The sequence below is a fragment of the Nocardiopsis sp. SBT366 genome (assembly GCF_001083815.1).
Taxonomy (GTDB): domain Bacteria; phylum Actinomycetota; class Actinomycetes; order Streptosporangiales; family Streptosporangiaceae; genus Nocardiopsis; species Nocardiopsis prasina.
Genome location: NZ_LAVM01000041.1, coordinates 16,898 through 40,173 on the forward strand (window position 1 = coordinate 16,898; position 23,276 = coordinate 40,173).

General features: G+C 71.1%; 22 protein-coding genes. 2 read left to right on the forward strand and 20 right to left on the reverse strand.

Annotated elements, in window-relative coordinates; all coding sequences use genetic code 11:
* Nucleotides 1-138 precede the first annotated feature (138 nt).
* The 7 genes from mnhG to ADX84_RS26345 form a co-directional block, all read right to left on the reverse strand.
* A complete protein-coding gene (gene mnhG, locus ADX84_RS14225; RefSeq protein WP_049573643.1) occupies nucleotides 139-477 on the reverse strand; it encodes a monovalent cation/H(+) antiporter subunit G in 339 nt (112 codons plus the stop codon).
* Entirely contained in the window at nucleotides 474-731 is a 258-nt protein-coding gene (locus ADX84_RS14230) for a monovalent cation/H+ antiporter complex subunit F (protein ID WP_017542706.1), read from the reverse strand. Before ADX84_RS14230 ends, mnhG begins: the two co-directional genes overlap by 4 nt.
* On the reverse strand, nucleotides 731-1,108 hold the full coding sequence (locus ADX84_RS14235) for a Na+/H+ antiporter subunit E (protein ID WP_049573646.1): 378 nt from the start codon (nucleotides 1,106-1,108) through the stop codon (nucleotides 731-733). The genes ADX84_RS14230 and ADX84_RS14235 overlap by 1 nt, the downstream gene beginning before the upstream one ends.
* Nucleotides 1,105-2,622: a monovalent cation/H+ antiporter subunit D family protein gene (locus ADX84_RS14240; RefSeq protein WP_049573649.1), complete on the reverse strand. Its 1,518-nt coding sequence runs from the start codon at nucleotides 2,620-2,622 to the stop codon at nucleotides 1,105-1,107. Before ADX84_RS14240 ends, ADX84_RS14235 begins: the two co-directional genes overlap by 4 nt.
* On the reverse strand, nucleotides 2,619-2,927 hold the full coding sequence (locus ADX84_RS14245; RefSeq protein WP_017542709.1) for a sodium:proton antiporter: 309 nt from the start codon (nucleotides 2,925-2,927) through the stop codon (nucleotides 2,619-2,621). Before ADX84_RS14245 ends, ADX84_RS14240 begins: the two co-directional genes overlap by 4 nt.
* On the reverse strand, nucleotides 2,924-5,770 hold the full coding sequence (locus ADX84_RS14250; protein WP_049573652.1) for a DUF4040 family protein: 2,847 nt from the start codon (nucleotides 5,768-5,770) through the stop codon (nucleotides 2,924-2,926). The genes ADX84_RS14245 and ADX84_RS14250 overlap by 4 nt, the downstream gene beginning before the upstream one ends.
* A gap of 125 nt (nucleotides 5,771-5,895) precedes the next feature.
* Complete coding sequence (locus tag ADX84_RS26345; RefSeq protein WP_017542711.1) at nucleotides 5,896-6,066, reverse strand: hypothetical protein; 171 nt, start codon at nucleotides 6,064-6,066, stop codon at nucleotides 5,896-5,898.
* Between the two features lie 328 nt (nucleotides 6,067-6,394).
* Here ADX84_RS26345 and ADX84_RS14255 point away from each other — a divergent pair, with 328 nt between their 5' ends.
* Together ADX84_RS14255 and ADX84_RS14260 are read left to right on the forward strand one after the other, a co-directional pair.
* Nucleotides 6,395-7,270, forward strand: coding sequence for an alpha/beta fold hydrolase (locus tag ADX84_RS14255; RefSeq protein ID WP_049573655.1), 876 nt, complete (start codon nucleotides 6,395-6,397; stop codon nucleotides 7,268-7,270).
* Between the two features lie 46 nt (nucleotides 7,271-7,316).
* On the forward strand, nucleotides 7,317-9,770 hold the full coding sequence (locus ADX84_RS14260; RefSeq protein WP_049573659.1) for a PEP/pyruvate-binding domain-containing protein: 2,454 nt from the start codon (nucleotides 7,317-7,319) through the stop codon (nucleotides 9,768-9,770).
* A 21-nt stretch (nucleotides 9,771-9,791) separates the two neighbouring features.
* Here ADX84_RS14260 and ADX84_RS14265 read toward each other — a convergent pair whose 3' ends face one another.
* The 13 genes from ADX84_RS14265 to ADX84_RS14325 form a co-directional block, all read right to left on the reverse strand.
* Nucleotides 9,792-10,088: a DUF4287 domain-containing protein gene (locus ADX84_RS14265; RefSeq protein WP_017542713.1), complete on the reverse strand. Its 297-nt coding sequence runs from the start codon at nucleotides 10,086-10,088 to the stop codon at nucleotides 9,792-9,794.
* 104 nt (nucleotides 10,089-10,192) lie between these two features.
* On the reverse strand, nucleotides 10,193-11,530 hold the full coding sequence (locus tag ADX84_RS14270) for an MFS transporter (RefSeq protein ID WP_049573664.1): 1,338 nt from the start codon (nucleotides 11,528-11,530) through the stop codon (nucleotides 10,193-10,195).
* A gap of 228 nt (nucleotides 11,531-11,758) precedes the next feature.
* A complete protein-coding gene (locus tag ADX84_RS14275) occupies nucleotides 11,759-13,261 on the reverse strand; it encodes a CdaR family transcriptional regulator (protein WP_049573813.1) in 1,503 nt (500 codons plus the stop codon).
* A 99-nt stretch (nucleotides 13,262-13,360) separates the two neighbouring features.
* Nucleotides 13,361-14,269, reverse strand: a complete 909-nt coding sequence (locus tag ADX84_RS14280; RefSeq protein ID WP_049573668.1) for an aminoglycoside phosphotransferase family protein — start codon at nucleotides 14,267-14,269, stop codon at nucleotides 13,361-13,363.
* A 21-nt stretch (nucleotides 14,270-14,290) separates the two neighbouring features.
* Entirely contained in the window at nucleotides 14,291-15,046 is a 756-nt protein-coding gene (locus ADX84_RS14285; protein ID WP_017542717.1) for an ABC transporter ATP-binding protein, read from the reverse strand.
* The gene (locus ADX84_RS14290) at nucleotides 15,043-16,068 is read right to left on the reverse strand and encodes an iron chelate uptake ABC transporter family permease subunit (RefSeq protein WP_049573672.1); all 1,026 of its coding nucleotides are present in this window, start codon (nucleotides 16,066-16,068) and stop codon (nucleotides 15,043-15,045) included. Before ADX84_RS14290 ends, ADX84_RS14285 begins: the two co-directional genes overlap by 4 nt.
* A complete protein-coding gene (locus ADX84_RS14295; RefSeq protein ID WP_049573675.1) occupies nucleotides 16,061-17,050 on the reverse strand; it encodes an ABC transporter permease in 990 nt (329 codons plus the stop codon). The genes ADX84_RS14290 and ADX84_RS14295 overlap by 8 nt, the downstream gene beginning before the upstream one ends.
* An 85-nt stretch (nucleotides 17,051-17,135) precedes the next feature.
* Nucleotides 17,136-18,128, reverse strand: a complete 993-nt coding sequence (locus ADX84_RS14300) for a siderophore ABC transporter substrate-binding protein (protein ID WP_049573679.1) — start codon at nucleotides 18,126-18,128, stop codon at nucleotides 17,136-17,138.
* A 160-nt stretch (nucleotides 18,129-18,288) separates the two neighbouring features.
* Nucleotides 18,289-18,540 (reverse strand): DUF2795 domain-containing protein, encoded by a 252-nt coding sequence (locus ADX84_RS14305; RefSeq protein ID WP_049573682.1) that lies wholly within the window; start codon nucleotides 18,538-18,540, stop codon nucleotides 18,289-18,291.
* A 170-nt stretch (nucleotides 18,541-18,710) separates the two neighbouring features.
* Entirely contained in the window at nucleotides 18,711-19,226 is a 516-nt protein-coding gene (locus tag ADX84_RS14310) for a DinB family protein (protein ID WP_017542722.1), read from the reverse strand.
* Nucleotides 19,227-19,372: 146 nt separating this feature from the next.
* A complete protein-coding gene (locus ADX84_RS14315; protein WP_049573686.1) occupies nucleotides 19,373-20,734 on the reverse strand; it encodes a GntP family permease in 1,362 nt (453 codons plus the stop codon).
* On the reverse strand, nucleotides 20,731-21,981 hold the full coding sequence (locus ADX84_RS14320; protein WP_049573690.1) for a glycerate kinase: 1,251 nt from the start codon (nucleotides 21,979-21,981) through the stop codon (nucleotides 20,731-20,733). The genes ADX84_RS14315 and ADX84_RS14320 overlap by 4 nt, the downstream gene beginning before the upstream one ends.
* 52 nt (nucleotides 21,982-22,033) lie before the next feature.
* Nucleotides 22,034-23,137 (reverse strand): sugar diacid recognition domain-containing protein, encoded by a 1,104-nt coding sequence (locus ADX84_RS14325; protein ID WP_049573693.1) that lies wholly within the window; start codon nucleotides 23,135-23,137, stop codon nucleotides 22,034-22,036.
* Nucleotides 23,138-23,276: the final 139 nt, after the last annotated feature.

Below are 23,276 nucleotides of genomic sequence, written 5' to 3' on the forward strand. Positions count from 1 at the left end.
ACGGAAAACCACGACCGCAACTTCACGAACCTAGCACACGGCCTCCCAGCTGGCGGGAACCGCGACTGTGGCACTGCGCACCCTACGGCGTAGGGCCCCGCCGCCCGCTCGCGGAGGACGGGGCCCTCTGGGGGCGCGTCAGGCCTCCCGCTCCGTGGCGGCGAGGTCGTCGAACGCCGTGTTCTCGGTGGGTTTCACACCGGTCAGGTAGCCCGCGCGGGCGATGGCGTTGCCGCCGACCGCCGCCGTGGCCAGCTGGATGAGCAGGGCCAGTCCGATCTTGACCGCGTTCTCCACGGTCGGGTAGTGCAGGAGCAGGCCGAGCAGCACCAGCGCCGTCCCGAGCCCGCCCGCGATCCCCACGCCGCTCAGCCGGGCGTAGAAGTCCTGGAGGCGGAGCAGACCGACCGCTCCCACCAGGAACACCAGGGCGCCCGCGACCATGCAGACGATCCCGGCGACGTCCAGCGCGTTCATCGCTTACCTCCGGTGATCAGGCGGGCCAGGGACAGGGCGGCCAGGAATCCGATCAGCGCGCACACCAGGACGATGTCCACGACCAGTTCGGTGTCCAGCCGGAAGCCGAGCATGGCGACCAGCCCCACGAAGCCGAAGAAGACGACGTCGGAGGCGGCGCCCCGGTCGGCGGCCGACGGCCCGGTCAGAATGCGGTAGGCGGCGATGGCCATGGCCAGCACGATGGCCGCCAGGCCGATGTCGATGAGCTGCATCAGTTCCGTTCCCCCTCGGCCGGGACGCTCTCCGGAGGCCCCGACGGGCGGGTGACCGCCAGGACGCGGTCCTCCATCGCGTGGATGTCCTGCTGGAAGGACGCGCGGTCCTGCACGTACAGCCCGTGCACCCACAGGGTGGCGGGGTCGCGGCGCACGGCCACCGTGACCGTCCCCGGGGTCAGGGAGATCAGGTTGGCCAGCAGGGTGAACTCGAAGTCGGTCCGGCAGCGGACCGGGACCTCCACGAAGGCCGGGGTCGCGGAACTGCCCGGGGTGACGATGTCCCACATCACCTGGAGGGAGGTCTTCACGATCTCGGCGCCCGCGTAGAAGGGGAACCAGAGCACACGGGGTGCCCACATCGGGTGGATCATCGTCCCAGCACCGCCTCGACGTATCCGGAAGTGTCCAGGAGCCCGGCCGCGGCCTGCGCACTGAGGTCGAGCAGGACCTGCGCGCCCAGACCGATGCCCAGGGTCGTGGCTGTCAGGATCAGGCCCGGCACGATCAGCGCGGTCCGGATCTTCGGTGTGGTGCGCGTCGCGGTGGCGACCGCACCGTCGGAGCCCGCCTCGACGGGCGCCGGGTCGTCCTCGTCCGGGGCCCTGCCCCAGAACACTCCGCCCCAGATCTTCAGCATCGACATGAGGGTGATCAGGCTGACCGCGATCATCACCGCCATGGCGGTCCACTGGGCGTCGTCCACGGCCGCCACGACCAGGGTCAGCTTGGCGACGAACCCGGAGAACGGCGGCAGGCCCGCCAGGGACAGGGCGGCCCCCATGAACACCAGGGCCAGCAGCGGCTCCCGCCTGGCGATTCCGCCGAGCCGGTCCAGCGCGCCCGTCCCGTAGGTGTGCTCGATCGCACCGGTGGACAGGAACAGCGACGCCTTCACGATCATGTGGTGGATGAGGTAGAAGATGCCCGCCATGAGCCCGAGCTCGGTGAACAGGGCGACCCCGAGCAGGATGTACCCGATCTGGCTGATCATGTGGAACACCAGGATCGAACGGGTGGTGCCCTCGCCGACCGCGCCCATCACGCCGATGAGCATGGTGAGGGTGAAGGCCACCACGCCGATCCACAGGAACTTCGCGTCCCCGTCGAAGACCAGCGCGTACAGGCGGTAGATCGCGTAGATCGCCACCTTGGTGTGCAGGCCGGAGAACAGGGCGGTGATCGCCGGGGAGGCGGCCGGGTAGGTCCGGGCCAGCCAGCCGTGCACAGGGACGACGGCGGCCTTGATCGACAGGGCGAGGATGACCACGCCCATGCCAACCGCGACCATCGGGTCGTCCTTCGCGGCCCCGGCCAGCTCTCCCATGTGCACGGTCCCGGCGGCTGCGTAGACCAGCGCCACTCCCGCGAGGAAGATCGTCGAGGTGAGCAGGTTGACCGTGACGTAGATCCGTCCGGCCCGCAGCCTGCCCATGGCACCGAGCATGGCCAGCAGCCCGTACGAGGGCAGCAGCATGACCTCGATGAACACGAACATGTTGAAGATGTCGCCGGTGAGCAGCGCACCGGACACACCGGCCGTCAGCACCAGGACCAGCGGGGAGAAGAACGACCGCCGGTCGTCCCCGGTGGCGATCGCGAAGACCGAGCTCACCAGCGCCAGGAGCGAGGTGGTCCACAGCATGAGCGCGCTGAGGACGTCGGCGACGAACGGGATGGCGACCCCGTCCTGCCACAGACCCACGTTGTGGGCGAAGACGGCGCCGTCCCGGGTGAGCCAGACCAGCCCGGAGGCCCCGAGCAGCGACACCGTGGTGGGCAGGAGCAGCAGGATCCTGCGCAGCCACAGGGGGCCGCGCAGGACGATCAGCAGTCCGGCGCCGACCAGTGGCACCGCGACGAAGAGAGGCAGCAGCGCCGCGTTCATGAGGCGTCCTCGGTGTCGTCGTCGCTGCCGGAGGCGGCGAGGGTGAGCATGTAGATCGCAATGGAGAAGGCGATCACGATCGCGGTGAGCACGAACGCCTGGGGCAGTGGGTCGGCCGCGGTGGGCGCGGTGCCGAACTGGAGCAGGGGCAGGTCGCGGCGGTACACGCCACCGGCCGACATGATCAGCAGGTTGACCGCGTGGCCCACCAGGATGAGGCCCAGGACGATACGCACCATGCCGCGCTGGAGCATCAGGTAGACGCCCCCGGCGACCATGACGCCGATGGTGATGGCGAGGGTCATCGCTTGCCTCCCGTGGTGGAGCCGTCCAGGTCGTGTACGTCGGTGTCCGAGCCGTCGTCCGAACCGCGTGTGCCTGGGCTTCCGCGTTCGAGCCCCAACTCGTTGAGCGCGGTGAGCAGGACGCCCACCACCGCCAGGTAGACGCCGACGTCGAAGACGAACGCCGTGGTGAAGTGGAAGTAGTCGCCCCAGGCCAGCGGGATCTCCGCGTGCAGCGGCTTGAGGAACGAGCCCTCCATGTAGCCGAGGAACCCGGAGAACGCGGCGACCAGCACACCGGCCCCGATGATCGCGGGGTAGGCCAGGCGGATGCGCGCCGCCCTGTCGCTGGCCGCCGACAGGTAGGTCAGCGCGAAGCCCGCGCCGCCCACGAGACCGGCGATGAACCCGCCACCGGGCTCGTTGTGGCCGCGGAACAGCAGGTACAGCGACCAGACGACGAGCAGCGGCATCAGGAAGCGGCCCACCGTGCGCATCAGCACCGTGTTGTCGGTGGGGTCGTGGGCGGCGTTGGCCGGACCCACCACCACCCGGCGCGAGGAGTGCACCGGGAGCAGGTCGCTGGACCGGATCACCGCGATGATGATCAGGCCCGCCACACCGAGCACCGTGAGTTCGCCCAGGGTGTCCAGCGCGCGGTAGTCGACCAGGATCGTGTTGACCACGTTGGTGCCGCCGGTGTCCTCCGGGGCGTGTGCCAGGAGGTAGTCGGCCACGGGCGACAGCTCGCGTCGACCGGTGAGGGCGTAGGCGGCCAGACCGGCGGACAGACCGGCGCCGATCGCGATCGCGGCGGTCAGGACGGTGCGGCGCCCGCGCACCTTGTGGAAGCGGCGCGGCAGGCGGCGCAGGACCAGCACCGCGACGACCACGGTCAGGATCTCCACCAGCAGCTGGGTGAGGGCCACGTCGAAGGCGCCCAGGAAGAACAGCCACAGGGCGACGGTGAACCCGGCGACGCCGACCAGGGCCAGCCCCGCCATCCGGGAGCGGGTGACCACGGCGGCGCCGACGGCCACGACCATCAGACCCACGAGGAGCCAGTCCAGGCCCATCGAGGTCTGCCCGGCCAGCGGCGGCAGGTCCAACCGGAACACCACGGTGACCAGGGTCAGCGCGATGATCAGCACCATCGGCACCCCCAGGTGGAAGGCGGGGGAGTCGCTGCGGGTGAGGTCGCCGGTGCGCCTGCCCGCCCGGATGATCCCGTCGTACAGGGCCTCGAAGACCCCCACACCCGTCACCGGGACGAGGTCGCGCCCGGCCAGCGCCTCACCGGAACGGCTCCGCCAGGACAGCAGGGCGCCCAGGCCGATCGCCAGCGCGGACATGCCGAGGGCGGCGTTGAACCCGTGCCACAGCAGCAGGTGCGCGTCGGCCTCCTGGTGAGTGGCGTTCAGGGCCACCTCGTTGACCAGCGGGTCCAGGGCCGGGACGGTCAGGCCGAGGAGCACGCCGCCCAGCGAGGCGAGGATCGCGGGGAGCCAGAAGCCGGAGCTCGCCTCGGTCGCGGTGCGCTCCCGGGCGTCGCCCCTCGGCTCGCCCCAGAAGGCCCCGTACACGAACCGGAACGAGTACGCGAAGGTGAACGCGGCCGCCGCGACCGCGACGGCACCGGCCACCGGGCCGAACCAGGCGGGGCCGGGCGCGTGCAGCAGCGACTCGAAGAGGTTCTCCTTGCTGATGAACCCGAGCAGCGGCGGGATGCCCGCCATGGACAGCGCGGACAGCGCGGCGACGGTCGCGGTCACCGGCATCCGCCGACGCAGACCGCCCAGCTGACGCAGGTCGCGGGTACCGGTCTGGTGGTCGACCAGGCCGACCACCATGAACAGCGCGGACTTGAAGAGGGCGTGCGCCACCGTGTGCACGGCCGCCGCGACCAGGGCGGCGGGGGTGCCCACACCGATCACCGCCACCAGGAAGCCGAGCTGGCTCACGGTGGAGAAGGCGGCGAGCCTCTTGAGGTCGTGCTGTTGCAGGGCGAAGACCGCGCCGATCACCGCCGTGGTCAGACCCAGGGTGATGAGGAGGGTGTTCCACACCATCAGCTCACCGAGGGCGGGCGTGAAGCGCATGGCCAGGTAGATACCGGCCTTGACCATCGCGGCCGCGTGCAGGTAGGCGCTGACCGGCGTGCTCGCCGCCATGGCGTCCGGCAGCCAGTAGTGGAACGGGAACTGCGCCGACTTCGTGAACACGGCGACGGCGACCAGCACGGCCACCAGCGACGCGAACCCGGTGTCCTGGGTCCAGGACGTGTCGGCCAGGATCGCGCTCAGCTGCGTGGTGCCGGTGCGCACGATGAGCAGCACGACCGCCGCGAGCAGTGCGAGACCTCCCATGGCGGTGAGGAGGAACGTGCGGATCGCCGGACGGCTGGCCGACACCCCGGACAGGCCGATCAGGTAGAACGACGCGATGGTGGTGAGCTCCCAGAACACGAAGAGCAGCACCACGTCGTCGGCCAGGACCAGACCCGTCATCGCCAGGGCGAAGAGGGACATCAGGAAGTAGAAGCCGAGACGGCGGCCGGGCGGGAAGTACCGGGTCGAGTACGCCATGATCAGCGCGCCGATACCGGTCACCAGCATGGTGAACAGCCAGCCGAGGCCGTCCATGCGCAGGTGGAACGAGACCCCGATCTGCGGCATCCAGGGCCGGGAGAACTCCAGGGGCACCCCGGAGCCCAGAACCTGCGGCGCCTGGGCGGCCACCAGCAGGGCCAGGCCGAGGAACACGGCGGAGACGGGCCAGCCCGCGTTACGGCCCAGCAGTCTGTCCAGTAAGGGTGTGATCGCGACGGTCAGTGCGAGCACGATCATCAGAAGCAGCAGCACCAAGCCACTGTCCTTTCACGGCGTTGAGCCGCGCGGTGGAGGCACGGCCGGACCCGGGGGCGGGCCGGTGCGGTGCGCGCGGCGACACGGATGAGGAGCGGATTCGGGGCGCGTCGGCAGGGACGCGGTCAGCCGGGTCCCGGCGGGCAGGAACTGAGTTCGCCGTGCGCGTTGGTGCCCCACGAGGTGGTGTAGCCGTTGGTGCCGTGCGGGCGGGGGTTTCCGACCGGGAGCTTGTGGCGCTCACCGAAGCGGCTTCTGCGCAGCTCGCGCGCAGGCTTCACGCTGGTCGTGGTCATACGGCGTGCTCCGGACATGGGTCGTAGGGACGCCGACCAGTCTTCCCGGCACACCTGTGGCGCGAGTGGCGCCGCGCCCATGTTCGTCGATGGTGGAGCATATGTCCAGTTCCGGCCATGTTTCACCGGGGGCAGAAGGTACCAACGAGCACAGGGCGTTCCGGCCAACATAGTGCCTGAACAGGTAACATGCCCGTGGTCGCTGGTTCGGTCGCCGAGGGTGAGCGCCGGTTGGTCGAACTGGGGAAACGCGCGTAGAGTGCCGGTCAGGTGTGCCGGGAAGACTGGTCGGCGAAGCGCTGACCCCTACCCGAAACCAGGTGCGTCCATGTCGGAGACCACTCTTCACGGAGCTCGCGTCTACCGTTCCGAACTCGCTGAGCGGACCGTCCGAGGATGGTGCCGCGAGCGGCTCGACGAGTACCCGGACCTGGTCTTCCTCCCGGAGATCACCACGTCGATCGGCCCGACCCGCGCCTTTCGCATGCCCGGCGGCCCCGGGACCCCGGTGGTGGTCCTCAGCGGCACCAACTTCAACAGCGCGCTCAGCGCCTCCCCCGCCTCCGACATGACGGCGGAGCGGGACGTCTACCTCGTGGACCTGCCCGGGCAACCCGGGCTCAGCTGTGGGGTGCGCCCCCGGGGTCACCGCGCCGAGGCCTACGGCAGATGGTTGGACGAGCTGCTGCCCGAACTGGTGGACCGGCCCGCGGTAGTGCTCGGGCACTCCCTGGGCGCGGCGGTCGCGCTGGCCTCCAGCCCCCGCGAAATGGTCAGGGGGCTGGTGCTGGTGAACCCGGCCGGGCTGACCAGCGCCGCCACCCCGCCCGAGCTGATGCGGGTGACCCTGCCCTGGATGATCGGGCCGCGCGACGACAAGAGCACGCGGCTGCTCAACTTCATGAGCGGCCCCGACTTCCGCCACCCCGTCCACCCCTTCGCCTCGTGGATGACGATGGTCGGCAAGCACTGCCGGACCAGCCTGGCCCCGGGGCCGCTCCCCACGGAGTCGCTGCTGGCCTGGCAGGGGCACAACGTCACGGTGGCCACGGGTTCGGACGACGTGTTCTTCTCACCGGCCCGCCTGCACGGCCCGGCCCGCCGGTTCCTGAACACCGACCTGCACGTGCTGGACAAGGCGGGCCACCTGGCCCCCTACGAGTTCCCCGAGCAGGTCCGCGAACTGGTTCGACAGGCAGCCTGACCTGCGGGTCCGGGTGGGTCACGCCCGCTCGGGGAAGACTCACCGCATGGGCCAACAGGACGACGTCGTCGCACTGGAAGAGATCCGCCGGGGCATGGGCGCGCTCGTGGGAGGCAAGGCCGCCAACCTCGGCGAGATGGCGGCGGCCGGCGAGCGGGTGCCCGCCGGGTTCTGCGTCACGACCGCCGCGTACGCCTCGGGAACGGTGCCCGCCGAGCGGGTCGCCCGGGCCTACGCGGCCCTGGGCGGGGGCAGGGTCGCGGTGCGCTCCAGCGCGACCGCCGAGGACCTGCCCGACGCCAGCTTCGCCGGACAACAGGACACCTACCTCGACGTCGAGGGCGCGGACGCCGTCGTGGACGCGGTCCGGCGCTGCTGGGACTCCCTCGACAACGAACGCGCCGTCTCCTACCGGCGGGCCAACGGCATCGACCGGGCCGATGTGCGCATGGCGGTCGTGGTGCAGCGGATGGTCGACCCCGCCACCGCCGGGGTCATGTTCACCGCCGATCCGCTCACCGGGTCCCGGGCCCGGACCGTGGTCGACGCCGTTCGCGGATCGGGCACAGCGGTCGTGGACGGCTCGGTCGAACCCGACCACTACGCGCTCGACGACGGACGCGTCCCCGACCTGCCCGAGGGCTGCCTCACCCGGGGGCAGGTCCTCGAACTGGCAGCGACCGGGCGACGCCTCCAGGCGCTCTTCGGATCCCCGCAGGACGTCGAGTGGTCCCACGACCGCGACGGCACCCTGTGGTTGCTCCAGTCCCGGCCCGTCACCGCCCTCTTCCCCCTGCCCCCGCAGGACCTGCCCGACCAGCCCCGCTTCTACATGGAGATCGGGCACATGCAGGGCATGCTCAGACCCTTCACCCCGCTCGGCCTGTCCATGCTCCAGCGGGTGTGGACCCGCTGGTGGTCGGGGAGGGGGTCCGCCACCGACGCCGCCGATCCCGATCCCCTGATGGTCGACGTCGGAAGCCGCCTGTACGTCGACCTGTCCGCCTTCCTGCGTAGTGCTCCGCTCCGTCGGAGACTGCCCGCGGGCATGGAGGTGTACGGACCACGGGTACGAGCGGCGGTGGAGCACGTGCTCGGCGACCCGCGTTTCACCCCCCGCCCCGGACTGCCGTTCTCCGCCTCCACGGCCCTGCGGATCGCCGCCGTCGTCCTTCCCTCCCTGGTCGGCGTCGGGTACGCGCTGGCCCGGCCCCGAGCGGCCCGGGCCCGCGCCCAGGCGGCCGTGGCCCGGCTGCGCGCGCTGCGCGGGCCGGGAGTGGAGGCGAGCCCGGCGCGACGGCTGGACTGGGTCACCGGAAGCGCCTTCGACGCCATGCTCGGCCGCGACCTGCGGGAGGTGATCGGTCCGGTCTTCGCCGGGATCGTCACCGCCACGGCTCCTGCGGCCCTGCTCCACGGAGTGGCCACCAAGGAGGAGACCGACACCGTGCTGGGCGGGCTGCCGCACAACGTCACCACGGAGATGGACCTGGACCTGTGGGGGATCGCCGAGCGCGCCCGCGCCCACGGGGACCTGTTCGCCAGCACGCCTTCGGAGGAGCTCGCCGCCCGGTACCTGCGCGGCGAGCTGCCGGACGTCGGAGTGGACGCCTTCCTGGACTCCTACGGACACCGGGCGGCGGGCGAGGTGGACATCGGCGTGCCCCGGTGGAGCGAAGACCCCGCACCGGTGTTCGGATCGGTCGCCAACTACCTGCGCCTGGAGGACCCGGACCTGGCACCGGACCGCAGGTTCGAGCGGGCCGGTGCCGCCGCCGTGACCAGGCTCGCCGAGCTCGGGTCCCGGGCCGTGCACGAACGCCCGGTGCGCGGCGCGGTCGCCGCCTTCCTCATGCGCCGCTCGCGCGAGCTCGGGGGGATGCGGGAGTACGCGAAGTTCGCATGGCTGGTGCCGTTCGCGGAGATGCGCCGCCAACTGCTCCTCGCGGGGGAGGGCCTGGTCGCCCAGGGTCTGCTGGCCGGGGCCGACGACGTCTTCTTCCTGCGGGTGCACGAGATCCGCGCCGCCGCGCGCGAAGGCACCGACCAGCGGGACCTGGTGGCCGAGCGCCGCCGCTTCCACCAGCGAGAACTGCGCAGGCGCTCGGTGCCGGGGACACTGTTGACCGACGGCACCGACGTGGAGGCCGCACTGCCGCCTCCGGCCGTGGCGCGGGGCGGCCTGCCCGGGGCGCCCGCCGCGCCGGGCAGGGCCGAGGGACGGGCTCATGTCGTCCTCGACCCGGTCGGCGCCCGGATCGAACCCGGCGAGATCCTCGTGGCCCCCACGACCGACCCGGGCTGGACCCCGCTGTTCATGACCGCCGCCGGGCTGGTCTCGGAGACCGGCTCGCCGATCGCGCACGGTCCCACGGTGGCCCGCGAGTACGGGATACCCGCGGTGATCTGCGTTCGGGACGCCACCACCAGGATCCGCACCGGTGACCTGCTGCGGGTCGACGGCACCGCCGGGACGGTGGACGTGGTCGACGAGCCCTGACGGGGCCAGGTCCTGTTCGGGTCATGTCCTGTTCGGGTTGGTCGCCTTCCCGTCGAGCCAGAGTTCGGTGGAGGCGTCCCGGTGGCTGCCGGAGGCGCCCACGTGTTTGGCGTCGATGGTCGGCCCCTTCCTGATCACGTGCACCAGGGCCATCGCGTGGCCCCGGCCCAGGCCGTAGTCGGCGGCCAGCCACGCGATGATGGTGCCCGCCTTCACCGAGGGGTCGTCGTACCCCTTCTCCTTGGCGATGTCGACGAGTGCGCGCGGCACCAGCCCGGTCCGGTCCTCGATGGTGTCCAGGTAGGCCTGAAAGGACATGGGATCTCCTCTGGAGGGAAGGCAGGACCCCATGCTCACACCCGGGTGTGACATTCCGGTGGAAGGGCGGCGCCGGTGCGGGGCGCCGCCCTTCCACCGGGCCGTCAGACCTCGGAGTCCTTCCCGCCGCGCAGGTGACGGTCCTCCACGTCGGAGATCCGGTGGGCGAAGGACACCGCGACGATCGAGAGCACCGCCGTGAAGCTCAGGTACACGGCGATCGGCACCCACGAGTCGTTGAACCGGGACAGCAGCCAGGTCGCGATCAGCGGAGCGGTGCCGCCCGCGAGGGCCGCGCCGATCTGGTAGCCGAGGGTCACCCCCGTGTAGCGCACGCGAGTGGAGAAGATCTCCGAGCTCAGGGTGCCGATGGTGGCGGTCACGGGCGCCCACAGCACACCCAGGCCGATCACGGTGGCCAGGATCAGCATGAGGTTGCTGCCGGTCCCCAGCATCAGGAAGTACGGCGCGGTGAACAGACCGAGGGCGACGGCGCCGAACAGGTAGACGCGCTGGCGGCCGAAGGTGTCGGAGAGCCGGCCCGCGATCGGGATGCACACGGTCGCCACGACCGCGCCGATGGTCACCGCGTTGAGCGCGGTCGTGTTGTCGAAGCTCAGGGTCCCGGTCGCGTAGCTGACCACGAAGGTGCCGAACACGTAGAACGGCGCTGTCTCCACGATCTTCGCGCCCACCGCGACGAGCACGGCCCGCCAGTGGTGGCGGAAGGTCTCGGCGACGGGCAGCTTGGCGACGTTCCCCTCCTCCTTGGCCTTGCGGAAGGTGGGAGTCTCGTCGATCCCGGAGCGGATCCACAGGCCCAGCAGCACCAGGAGCACGCTCGCCAAGAACGGGACGCGCCAGCCCCACGTCTCGAACTGGTCGTCCGGCATCAGCGACATGAGGGTCAGCGCCAGGCTGGCCAGCAGCATGCCGGAGGTGATGCCCATCTGGGGCACGGAACCGAAGAAGCCGCGCCGGTTCTTCGGCGCGTACTCGTAGGCGAGCAGCAGTGCCCCGCCCCACTCCCCGCCGATGCCCAGGCCCTGCACGATCCGCAGGAAGATCAGCAGGATCGGGGCGAGGACGCCGATGCTGTCGTAGGTGGGCAGCAGCCCGATGAACATCGTCGCGCCGCCCATGAGGGACAGCGTGATGATGAGCGTCTTCTTCCGGCCGATCCGGTCACCGATGTGGGAGAAGAGGACGCCGCCGAGCGGTCGGATGAAGAACGTCAGCGAGAAGGTCAGGTACGACAGCATCAACGAGACGAGCGGGTCTTCCGAGGGGAAGAAGAGCTTGTTGAAGACGAGGGCGGCGGCCGTGCCGTAGAGGAAGAAGTCGAACCACTCGATCGTGCTTCCGGTCAGGCTGGCCACCAGGACCTTGGCCCTGGGCGGGCGGGGCTGCGCGTCGGGCGCGCTCGTGCTCTCGGCACTCATGGACGGGGCTCCAGACAGGGACGGGGGTTCCACGGGCGGGAGGCTGAGGCCCGTGAGTACGGCCTGGAGCCTAAGAGCGGGTGGCGCCCGTCACCGTTGTCCGAACCGACGACAAGCCGGGCGGGGCGGTGTCGGCCGCGACAACCCGGGGGCGCACGGGCATCGCAGCAGGTGGGCCGTGATCTGGGGGAGACCCGGGAGCGGCCGGACCGCGACCCGGCGCCCGGGTCACACCCTCAGGCTGACCGATGCCAGGAGCCTCTGGTCGGCGTCGTCCAGGTCGAGTCCGGTGAGCGCGCAGATGCGCCGGATGCGGTGCCGGAGTGTGTTGGGGTGGACGTGCAGACCGGTCGCGGCGCTGGTCACGTCGCCGAAGGCGTCCAGATAGGCCGAGAGGGACCTGCGCTGGTCGTCGTCGAGGGAGTCCAGCCGCTCGTCGCGCAGGTGGGGGCGCTCCGCGAGGTACTCGACCACCTCCCGCAGCACCACCGAGGAACGCGTCTCCTCGTAGTCGGCGACCAGCCGGTCCGGGTCGTCGGAGATCACCTCCAGGATCCGGCTCGCGTGCTTCTTCAGCCCGGGTACCGCGCGCATCCGGGGCGCCACCCCCGCCACGGATCCCTGCACCGGGGTGCCGTTGTGCTGACGCAGCATCGCCACCAGCTCGCGCACCCATGTGAGCGGCGCCTGCCCGGAGGGCGTGGGCAGCAGGACGTAGAGCAGCCCGCAGGCCGGGATGACCAGGGCGTTCCTGCGGTAGGCCGCCGCGTACACCGAGACCACCTCGGCGGCCTGGTGGAGCCGCCACGGCTGGTCCACCTCCTCCTCCCGCAGGGCCAGGGCGATCACCGAGACGGGGGTGGCGGGGTCGACACCCAGGTGCCGGGCGAGCGCGTCGGAGTCGAAGGCGCCGGTCAGCAACCCCATGGGCAGCTCGCCGGTGTCGTGGCCGCTGGCCCGGGACCCGCTGTTCACGCGTGACACGTGGACCGCGGCCAGACGTGCCGCGCCCCGGAGCACCTGGTCGCTGGTGGGGGACAGGGGCCGCTCGACCTGCTGCACCCAGATGCTGCCGAGCGGGCGGTCTCCGGCCCGGATGCCCACCACCCTCCTGCGGGAGGCGCCGAGGTCGGGGCGTTCCGCGACCTCGACGACCTCACCGGCGCGGATGCGCTCGTCCACGCCCCATTCGCGCAGGTGCGCGATGAAGGACGAGGGACAGTCGCGGCCGAGGATGGTCTGCTGGCGCAGCTCGTCGGCGCCCTCGTGGGAGGCCGAGTAGGCCAGCACCCGGTTGGCGCCGTCCTCGATGCTCACGATCCCGCCGGTCAGGGTCGCGACGGTCTGGGCGAGGGAGAACAGGTCCCTGTGCCGGTCCTCGGGGTCGAAGGAGTCCAGCGCGGTCCGGGCGAGGGCCGCGAACTCGGTGGCGGCCAGGGCGGGATCCACGGAGAGCACGGCGAGGTCGAGGTCGCGCAGCCCGTCGTCCGGGGTTCCGGGCACGGCGACGGCGCTCGCCCCGCCGCGCACGGCCCGCTCGGCGAGGGCGACGGCCTCGGCGCCACCGGTCGGGGCGACGATCAGGGACCCCGGGGGTACCGGGTCGTCGGGGTGGGCCACCACCACGGAGTGCACCAGGGCGTCCAGCCCCCGGGGCGCCGAGACCAGCCCGTGGACCGGGCCCTCCAACGCCTCCATCAGGGACTTCACGGTCGGTCCTGGTCTGCTCACGATCATCACCTGTCGGGTCCGGGTGGGTTTCGGACCATTGTGCGCCTCCGCCGGACCTGCTCTGACCAGGCTCCCGCCCGGATCGGGGCCGGTGGGCGCCTACGCGTCCAGCAGCTGGGTGACCGTGTGCTCCCCGATGGCGCCCAGGAGCGGGTGCTCGGGAGCGCTGGCGCACAGCAGGGTCGAGTAGAGGAGCGCCCAGGCGCGGGCCCGGTCCCAGGTGTGGGCGTCGACTCCGCTGAGGTGGTCCAGGTCGGCGCGCAGGCGCGCGCGGTCCCCGGGGCCGAAGGCCAGCCAGGCGACGGCGAGGTCGGAGGCGGGGTCACCGGAGGTGAGGTCGCCGAAGTCCAGGACCGCGACGAGGTCGAGGCGCCCATCGGCGCGGGTGCGTTCGGCCGAGCCGACCAGGAGGTTGGCGGGGTGCGGGTCGCCGTGCAGCCAGAGCGCCGGACCGGTCCACTCGGGGGTCGGGAGCAGCTCCTCCCACAGGGCGAGCAGCTCCGGAGCGCGCGGGTCGGCACTGGCGGCCATGCGTTCGCGCGCCCTGGAGTCGCGCTCACGCAGGGGCACGCCGCGGACCGGGTTGTGCGGGGCGTCGCCGGGTGCGGGCGCGTGCAGCCGTGACAGGAAGAGAGCGAGGGGTCCGACCAGGTCGGAGCGCTCGCCCACCGGGATCTCGGCGAGGGTGCGGCCCTCGAACCACGGGTTGACCGACCAGTGCCACGGGTAGCCGTGTCCGGGGCGGCCCACCCGCAGCGGAACCGGGACGGGGACCCCCACGCGCTCGGCGATCCGGGGCAGCCACCGCTGCTCGTTCACCACGAGCCGGGCCGCCGCCTCCCGCCTGGGCATGCGCGCGCACAGGCTCTCCCCCAGGGTGAACAGGGAGTTGTCCCAGCCGTTGGAGACGGCGGTGACGGGAAGGTCCGCGAGGTCGGGGTGCTGCTCCCGCAGGAGCTCGCGGACGAGGTCGGGGGTGACGGTCACTTCGGCCGGAGGGGTGCTCACCTCCCCAGTATCGGACACGGTTCAGTAGTAGACCGCGAGCGGACCGTTGGGTCCCTCGATGACGGTCACCGGGGTGTCGAACACCTTCGTGAGGACCTCGTCGGTCATGATCCGCTCCGGTGGGCCGAACTCCACGACCGTGCCGTCCTTGACCGCGCAGATGTGATCCGCGTAGTGGCCCGCGAAGTTGATGTCGTGCAGCACGATCACGATCGTCCGGTCGAGCTCGGCCGCCGCACGGCGCAGGTGCTTCATCATCTGCACCGAATGGCGCATGTCCAGGTTGTTCAGCGGCTCGTCGAGCAGTACGTACTCGGTGTCCTGGCACAGCACCATCGCCACGTACGCGCGCTGGCGCTGGCCCCCCGACAGCTGGTCGAGGTAACGGTGCTCCAGGTCGGTGAGGTCCAGGAAGTCGATCGAGCGGCTGACGAACTCCTCGTCGGCGGCCGTGAGGCGCCCCCTGGAGTGGGGGAAGCGCCCGAACGCGACGAGCTGGCGCACCGTGAGCCGGGTGACGAAGTGGTTCTCCTGACGCAGCACTGACACGACCTTGGCCAGGTCCTTGGAGGGCGTCCTCGTCACGTCGTACCCGGCGACCTCGATGGTGCCCGCGTCGAGGCCGAGCAGGCGCCCCACCATGGTCAGCAGGGTCGACTTCCCGGCGCCGTTCGGGCCCACCAGGGCGGTCACGCCGCCCCGGGGGATCTCCAGGTCCACGGGGCCGATCGTGACCTCGCCGCCGTAGTCCTTGCGCACACCTTCGAGGGTGATCACAGTCGGCCCTTTCTGAGGATGACGAACAGGAACACCAGGCCGCCGACGAACTCGATGATGATCGAGACCACCCCGTTGGCGTAGAAGATGTTCCGCATGACGAAGTAGGCGCCACTGAGCACGACGAAGCAGGTCAGCGCGGCGACCGGGAACACGTACCGGTGGTCGTACGTGTCGGCGAACTGGTAGGCCAGGGTCGCGACGAGGAAGCCGAGGAAGGTCATCGGCCCCACGAGGGCGGTGGAGACCGCCATGAGCACCGAAACCAGGAAGAGCACCCGCATGGTCTCGCGCCGGTGGTTCAGGCCGAGCCCGGTGCTCGCGTCCCGGCCCAGCGCCACGATGTTCAGGCGTCGCGAACTCAGCACCAGCAGGGTCGCGGCCACCAGGCACAGCGGGATCGCGACCGGCAGGTACGAGGCGTCGGCGTTGGAGACGTTGCCGAACAGCCGCGCGGCCAGCACGTCGAACTCGCTGGGGGTGAGCAGGCGCTGCATGAAGGTGGAGACCGACGCCAGGCCGCCGCCGATGATGATGCCGATCAGCAGCATCACCTGGAGGTTGCCGTACCGGCCGGACAGCAGCCAGCCGTACAGCAGCATCGCGAAGCCGACCATCAGCGCGATCTGGAGCACGAACTGCGGCAGGCCCTTGACGGCGAGGACGCCCGCGACGCCGAGGAAGTACACGGCCGAGGTCTGGACCGCGACGTACAGCGCCTCGAACCCCATGATCGACGGGGTGATGATCCGGTTGTTGGTCACGGTCTGGAAGCTCACCGTGGCGATGGCCTGGCAGATCGCCACCACGGCCATGACCACCACGTTGGTGGCGCGCATCTCGGCGATGCGCCAGAACCCGTCCGAGCCGACCGGCATCGGGTTGTCCCAGGCCAGCAGACCGAAGGTGAAGCCGAGGGCGAGGACCACGAGGACGGAGACGATGATCCGGTAGCGGAGGCGGGCGCGCGGTGTGGGCAGGGTCCGGGAGGTGCGCTCCCGGAGAACGGTCGACTCAGCCACGGCGACGCTGCCTCAACAGGAGAAGGATGAACACGAAGGCGCCGACGACCCCGAGGATGAGGGACACGGGCACCTCGAAGGGCATGATGATGGTCCGACCGACCAGGTCGCACACCGTGACGATGCCGATCCCGAGCAGGCACACCCACGGCAGGTTCCCGCGCAGGTCGTCGCCCCGGAACATCGAGACGACGTTGGGGACGATGAGCCCGAGGAACGGCAGGTTCCCCACCACCACGGTCACCACGCCGGTCGCCACCGCGATGAGGGTGGTTCCCAGCAGGATGACCCGGTTGTAGTTCAGGCCGACGTTGGTGGAGATCTCCTCGCCCAGACCGGCCACGGTGAAGCGGTCGGCGACGACGAACACCGCGACGGCCACGACGGCCACGATCCACAGGGGCTCGTACTGGCCGCGCAGGACCGACGTGAAACTGCCCGCGAACCACACGCCCAGGTTCTGGAGCATGTCGGTCCGGAGCGCGACGAAGGTCGACACCGAGCTGACGACGGCTCCGAGCATGATGCCCACGATCGGGACGATCAGGGACGAGCGCAGGGTGACGCGGCGCAGGAACAGGAAGAACACCATCGTGCCGACGAACGCCGCCAGCACGGCCCCGGCCATGCGGGTGCCGATACTCGCGCCCGGCATCAGGATCATCACGGTGAGCAGGCCCAGACCGGCCCACTCGGTGGTGCCGGTGGTGGTCGGCTCCACGAAGCGGTTCTGGGTCAGCAGCTGCATGACCAGACCGGACATGGCCATGGCGGCGCCCGCGAGGACGAGGCCGACGGTGCGCGGGATCCGGGTGATCGCGAACATCTCGCCGCCGTCGTCGGCGCCTCGGACGTCGTACACGCCGGTGGCCAGGGACAGCGCGAGGAGGGCGCCCACGACGGCGACGCCGACGAGCAGCTTCCAGTCGAACAGCCGCCCCTTGTTCCGTGCGCGCGACGGGGACGGGGTCGCGGGAGTCACACCCGGTCACCCCCGGTACGACGGTGCCTCACACGGGGGCACGCGCCGACACTCGCGTCGGCGCGTGCCCCGGGGTCGAGCGGGATCAAGCCCTGGCCTCCAGCGCGTCGGCGAACGCGTCGAAGAACTCGGTGTAGGTCTGGATGCCCTCGTTGGTGTAGGTGTCCACGGGCATGTGGATGATCTGCTCGTCCTTGACGGCGGTCACTCCGGAGAGCGCCTCGGAGCTGGACAGGATGTTCTCGGCGGTCTCGTAACCGGCCTCGTCTGCGGCGACGGCGGCGTCGCGGTCCATCACGAGGATCCAGTCGGGGTTCGAGTCGGCGATGGCCTCGACGGAGATGTCGTCGCCCTGGTGGTCGTCGCTGGCGCCGTCGACCTCGAGGGCCGGGGTGAGTCCGAGGATGTCGAAGGCCGGGCCGAGGGTGCGGCCGACGCCGGGCGCCAGGTAGCCGATCTCGCCGCCGGAGGTGGTGACGGCCATGACGGTGTCGTCCTCGTCGTAGGCGTCCTGGACCCGCTCGATGGCGGCATCGAGGTCGTCGACGAGCTGGGCGGCCTCGTCCTGCTTGTCGAAGACCTCGCCGAGCACGGTGACCTGGCGCCTGAGCTCGGCGTCGAAGGGCTCGTCCTCGCGCGGGTCGAGGTCCAGGACGGCGGCGTCGGGGACCAGCGAGGTGATGTCGTCCTGGTACTGGGTGAACCGCTGGCCGTTGACGACGAGGTCCGGCTCGGCGGCGACGATCGCCTCGAGGTCGGGCTCGTTGTGCGTGCCGATGTCGATGATGGAGTCGTCCTGCGTGTAGCCGATGGTGTCGGGCATGAGCGACACGGCGGCGGCGGACAGCTCCACGTCCCAGTCGGAGAGGGTCTCGAAGGTCCGGTTGTCGAGGGCGACCACGGACGTGGCGGGGGAGTTCACGGTCTGGGTGCCGTTGTTGTCCTCGACCTCGACCGTGGCGCCCCCGGCGGCGGAGGAGTCGTCGGCGTCCTGGGTCCCCGCGGAGCAACCCGCGATGACCAGCGAGGACGCCAGAATGAGTGAGAGTGCCGTGACGGGGCGGCCGGGGGACTTCATGGTGGTTCTCCTCCAGGGCTAGGGATGAAGGAGAGCCTAACCTAACCTCTGTCGGATATGTGCGTGGGTGTCCCCTTTGAGAGTTTGACCTCAGTGTGACGTGCCCTTGACCTGCGGTTTCCTGAGGGTCCGCCCCGGGAGGGGGCGGTGTCCTCCGCGCTCAGTGCTGGCCGCGCTCCCGTGCCCGCGCCGACTCGGTGTGCGAGCCCGGCTCGCGCTCGGGCAGCGGCACGGCGCCCAGGATCTCCTTGGGCTCGTTGTACTCGGCGTCTGGCATGGACCTCAGGGCGCTCACGATCTCCTCGTCGGCGCCCGCGTCCAGGGCCGCCGCGACCGCCTCGTCCCGGGTCACGGGAAACCCGAGCCCGTCCAGGACCCTCCGGAGTCCGTCGAGACCGCGTTCGACACCCATTGTTCGTCCCCCCGAGACCGCCGCGCCTCCGCCTCGGAGGAGCGGCCACTCCGACCTGCTCGGACACCTGTGGGGCTACCCGGCGGCGCGGGGCCCCAACCGTGGGCCGGGTCGGGCGTCCTCCCCCTGAGCTCGGCGGACGCCGTCATCGGGGAGGCTCCGGCGGTCCGCTAGCGGCGCGAGGCGGCCCGGAGCAGGCGGAGCTGGCCCACCTCGGACACGTTCTTCATCAGCTCGCTGTTGACCCACGCGGCGGTGTGCGCGTTGGTCTTGCCGTCCGCTCCCTGCCAGGGGAAGGAGGCGGGCCGGTCCAGGTCCATCTCGGAGAGCGCCTCGACCCAGTCCAGGCCCATACCGCGCAGCCAGTCCGCGGCCCCCTCCTCGCCCGGCCACCGGATCTCGGCGCGGTCCTGCGGGGTGCGCCCCAGGGTGTGGTCGAGGGTGACCGTCCACCACCAGCCGATGTGCCAGGTCAGCCAGGCGATGGTGGGTACCGGTACGGGGTCGGGCTCGCTGTCGGCCCAGTCCGGGGTCCACACGCCGCCGGGGCCACGGCGCAGTGTCCAGCAGAGTTCGGCGGGCTCCCAGAGGAAGTCCTCGGGTTCGAGGCGCTCCAGGTGGTACTCGAAGAGCGCCCAGGTCAGGTCGTACTGGTCGCGCAGAAGGTCGCGGCGATAGTCAGGCATGCGCCCAACCTGTCACACCCGTCACCGGGGGCACACTCCTTTTCCCGTCGGTGGCGCGCACAGGGCCCGGGCGGACGGTGTCTCCCGTCCTCCCGGGCCCCTCGCGGTCTGACCGCCTGCACCCGGTCAGTTCCGCCCGTGGCGGTCTACAGCAGGAACAGGCTGATCACCCAGATGGTGACGAACGCGGCGACACCCTCGATGGCGGTGGCCAGGGTGAGCGTCCGGTACGCGGTCGCGACCGGGATGCGGCTCAGCTGCGAGACGACCCAGAAGTAGGAGTCGTTGGCGTGCGAGACGACCATCGCGCCGGCACCGATCGCCAGCACCGAGAGGACCATGCCCTCCGTCGAGTCCAGGCCCAGCGAACCGAGCATGGGGGCGAGCATCGCGGACGTGCTCACGATCGCCACCGTCGAGGAACCCTGCGCGGTCTTGAGCGCCGCCGCGATCAGGAACGGCACCGCGAGGCCGAGGCCCAGGTTGCTCAGGTTCTCCGACAGGAACTCGGTCAGCGGGGACGCGGCCAGCACGCCACCGAAGGCGGCACCCGCACCCGTGATGAGCAGGATCGGACCGGCGAGGCGGACCGAGTCGTGGATCTGCTCGTTGAACCGGGCGAGCTTGCCGTGGCCGCGCAGCAGCAGCACGGAGGAGAGCAGGCCGAGGGCGAGCGCGATGACCGGCGTGCCGATGAACGCGATGACCTCGAACAGCGTCCCGTCGCCGATGGGCTGCGACGGCAGCTTCACGACCGAGCCGACGCAGATGAGCACCAGCGGGAGCAGGATCGGGAAGAAGGCCAGGAAGCCGTTGGGCAGGCGGCCGTAGCTCGCGCGCAGCTCCTCGTAGGACTGCCCGGAGATGTCGGTCTCGGTCTCGGCGGGCAGCGGCGTGAACTCCTTGCGGGAGTGCAGGCTCGCGAAGATCAGACCGGCGATGGCGGCCACAGCGGCGACCGGCAGACCGATGGCGATGATCATGCCGAGGTTGTTGGTGACACCGAGGTTCTCGGCGGCGGCCAGCGGGCCCGGGGTCGGCGGGACCAGGGTGTGCGTGGCGTACAGACCGGTCATCAGCGCGATCGAGGTGGCCAGGGCGGAAACCCCGGTACGCACGGTGATGGCCTTGCGCAGCGAGTTCAGGATGACGTACCCGGAGTCACAGAACACCGGGATGGAGACGATGTAGCCGATGAGGGACATCGTCAGGTTCGGGAACCGGGTGCCGAGGATCCTGATCAGGCCCTCGGCCATCGCGATCGCGGCGCCGGAGCGCTCCAGGATCACGCCGATCATCGTGCCGAAGAGGATGACCAGACCGATGTTGCCGAGGGTGCCACCGAACGACTCGGTGATGGTCGGAACGATCTCGGCCAGCGGCAGCTGGTACATGAAGGCACCCAGGACGGCGGCGCCCATGAGTGCGAGGAAGGGGCTGATCTTCCACCGGGCGGTGGCGAGCACGATGCCCACCACGAGCACGATGAGGATGGCGAGGTTGATCACGGAAGTCGTTCCTTAGGGCTGGCCGGCACCGGGTCAGTCCGGCCTGGATGGTGAGGGAGGATCCGACAGCAGTTGAACGCTGTCCAGGTGATGGCGGAGACGGCCTCGTCCCGCAACTCGTCCAGGGTCCGGGGGCCCTGGGCGATGGAGAACGCCGCCGTGATCCCGGAGCGGCGGAGCTCGTCGGGGCCGACGGACACACTTCCGGCGATCACCACGACGGGCACGTTTTCGGGGGTGAGGCGGCGGACCGCGTCGACGACCTTCCCACCCAGGGACTGGCTGTCGAAGCGGCCCTCGCCGGTGAGCACGAGGTCGGCGCGGGAGAGCAGCTCCTCGGCGCCCAGGACCTCGGCGACCATCCGTGAACCTGGCAGGACCTCGGCCCCGAGCAGGGCCGTGAGCGTGACGGGCATGCCGCCCGCCGCGCCCATACCGGGTACGTCGCGCAGGTCGGCGCCGGTGCTCTTGTCGAGGACGTCGGCCAGCCGGTCCAGGCCCGCGTCGAGGACGCGCACGTCCTCGGGGTCGGCGCCCTTCTGCGGGCCGAAGACGGCGGCGGCGCCCCGAGGGCCGACCAGCGGGTTGGTGACGTCGCACGCCACCCGCCAGCGGACGGAACGGGCGCGCGGGTCCAGGTGGTCCAGGTCGAGGGAGGCGAGGTCACCGAGGCGGCCGCCCCCGTCGGGGAGTTCTGAGCCGTCCTCGGCGAGGAAGCGCACTCCGAGCGCGCTGAGCATGCCGGTGCCGCCGTCAGTGGAGGCCGAACCGCCGATGCACAGCAGGATCTCCACCACGCCCCGGTCCAGGAGCTCGGTCACCAGGCGTCCGACCCCGCGGCTGCTGGCGGTCCGCGCCTGGAGGGGGAGGTCGGCGACGCCGGGCAGACCGTTGGCCTCGGCGGCCTCGATGACGCCCGTGGCGCCGTCCGGCGAGATACCGAAGCGGGCCCGGGTGGGGCGGGCGAGGGCGTCGGTGGTGTCCACCGTGAGGGGTTCCGTGCCCCAGGCGCCGAGCAGGGCGTCGAGGGTTCCCTCGCCGCCGTCGGCGAAGGGCAGGGTGTCGACGGACACGGGCAGGCCGCGGTCGGCGTAGGCGTCGCGGGCCCCGTGGGCCATGGCCTCGGCGACCTCGACGGCGGAGGCGCTCCCCTTGAAGGAATCGGGGATCACCACGACCCGGACGGTGGGGGGCGCGTCAACGCTCTCGTCATGCGCATGCAACTCGGTGGACATGAGCGAGATCATAGAATTCGGTTCGGTGCATTACGACGGTGTAGCGCCCAGTCTTCCTGCGGCTTTATCCCGGAACTATGGGCGAAACGCCCAGTGCCGCCTCCGCGTACAGGCACATGTGCACTGTGGTGAGGTCCTCCGGCCGCCGGACGTCGAGGCCGGTCTCCTCCCGGATGCGGTCCACGCGCTGGAGCAGTGTGTTCCGGTGCACGAAGACGGAGTCGGCGGCCTCGCGCATGGACACGGACGAGGCCATCGCGGCGACGGTCCGGCGCTGCGCCGCGCTGAGGGGCGCGGTCCGGGCGGTCATGCGGGTGAGGGTCCGCCGGGACAGGTGGGCCACGGACACGGCGATCTCCCGCGACCACGGGCCGGGGCGTTCGATGCTGGGGATCAGTCCCGCGTACCGGCACAGCGCGCGCGACTCCTCGGCGTGGGCCATCAGCGCGTCCACGTCGTCGGTGGGCGGTGTGCGCGTGTGGCGGCTGTCCCTGGGCAGCTCCAGGGAGTCGGCGGCCGGGAGGCGGCCGGTGCCGATGATCCAGAGCGCCCCGTGCAGGACGGCGGCCCGGCGTCCGCTGTTGGCGTTCACCTTGGCGGCGGCGGCCTCCGCCAGCTGCGGGGGAGCGACCCCGCCACCCGGCCTCGGCGTGGCGGACGCCCACAGGGCCAGCGACCACGGCGCCGGGAGCCCGGAGGCGGTCAGCCGCGCCCGGGCGTCGTCCGAGCGGGTCGTGCCCGAGCTCAGCGCCGCCACGAGGTCGCGGCCCTCGGTGTGCCGCCTGCTCACCGCGTCCTGCTCGTACTCCTGGGCGATGAGCAGCTGGACGGTGAGCGCGACCACCCGGGCCAGGTCCTCGACCTCCCGGGGGTTGCCGGTGACCCCGACGACCCCCCGCAGCTCACCGTCGATCACCAGCGGTTCGTTGGCCCCGGGACGGTCGGAGGTCCCCGGCTCGGGGACCGTCACCAGCACGCTGCGCCGCTCGGCTATGACCCGCTGGGCCCCGTGGTGGAGGCTGCCGACCCGTGAGGGGTCCATGCACGCGATGATCGTGCCGTGCTCGTCCATCACGTTGATGTTGTGGCTGATGGTCGGTGCGATGAGGTCGACCACCCGTTGCGCGAGTTCGCTGCTCAGCGGCGCCCGCCGACGGTCTTCGGTCATGCCTGCCACCCTAACGGCGCGGGTCCCGAACACCCCGTACGCGACCCCTTCCACCGGTAGGTCCGCTCTCGCTACGATGGCGCGCGAAGCCCTGCCCTCAGGGGGTTTCCGACGACATGCGGGGAACCGGACCGGCCCC